Origin of the sequence: Sphaerisporangium melleum (genome assembly GCF_014646695.1) — a bacterium.
Lineage (GTDB): Bacteria > Actinomycetota > Actinomycetes > Streptosporangiales > Streptosporangiaceae > Sphaerisporangium > Sphaerisporangium melleum.
The window spans coordinates 1-872 of sequence record NZ_BMNT01000141.1; the positions used below are offsets into that span (position 1 = coordinate 1).

The 872-nt window shown below is 68.8% G+C and carries 1 protein-coding gene; it reads left to right on the top strand.

Annotation, left to right across the window (positions count from 1 at the left end):
* On the top strand, positions 1-872 hold an 872-nt coding region (locus IEY93_RS37540), incomplete at both ends, for a 3-keto-alpha-glucoside-1,2-lyase-like domain-containing protein (protein ID WP_189167893.1).

The window sequence follows — 872 nt, forward strand, 5'->3', positions numbered from 1 at the left end:
CCCCAATCCGCCGGCCGCTCCTTCTACACCGGCCTCGGCCACACCCAGGCCTCCTACACCGACACCAACTTCCGCACCCTGCTCCTCGGCGGCATCCGCTACGCCGCAGGCGCGGTCCAGGCCGACTGCCGTCCCGAGACCGGGTACACCACGCTCTACAACGGCTCCACCGCCGGCTGGACCCAAGCGGGCCCCGGGTCGTTCACCAACTCCGACGCGACCCTGACCTCCCAGGGCGGCATGGGCATGCTCTGGTACAGCGCCAAGGAGTTCCGCTCCTACTCCCTCAAGCTGGACTGGAAGCTGACCGGCGACTCCAACTCCGGGGTGATCGTCGGGTTCCCGCCCACCACCGATCCGCAGACCGCGCTGAACACCGGTCACGAGGCGCAGATCGACGCCACCGACGCCGACGACAAGACCACCGGCGCCATCTACGGGTTCAAAGCGGCCGACCTCGCCGCCCGCAACGCCGCGCTCAACCCGCCTGGCCAGTGGAACACCTACGAGCTCCTCGTCGAAGGTGAACGACTGCAGGTCTTCCTCAACGGCACCAAGATCAACGACTTCACCAACACCGACCCGGTCCGTTCCCTGCAGCAGGGCTACATCGGCATCCAGAACCACGGCCCCGGCGACGTGATCTCCTACCGCAACATCCGCATCAAGGAACTGGCCGGGCCCAACCCGTCCCCCTCCCCGTCGCCGTCGCCCTCTCCGTCCCCGTCGCCGGGCGGCACCAGCACCATCCGGGCGCAGTCGTCGGGCCGGTGCCTGGACGTCAGCGGCGCCTCGCAGTCCAACGGCGCCGCGGCGCAGATCTGGGACTGCAACGGCCAGAACAACCAGAAGTGGACCACCACCGCAGCCAG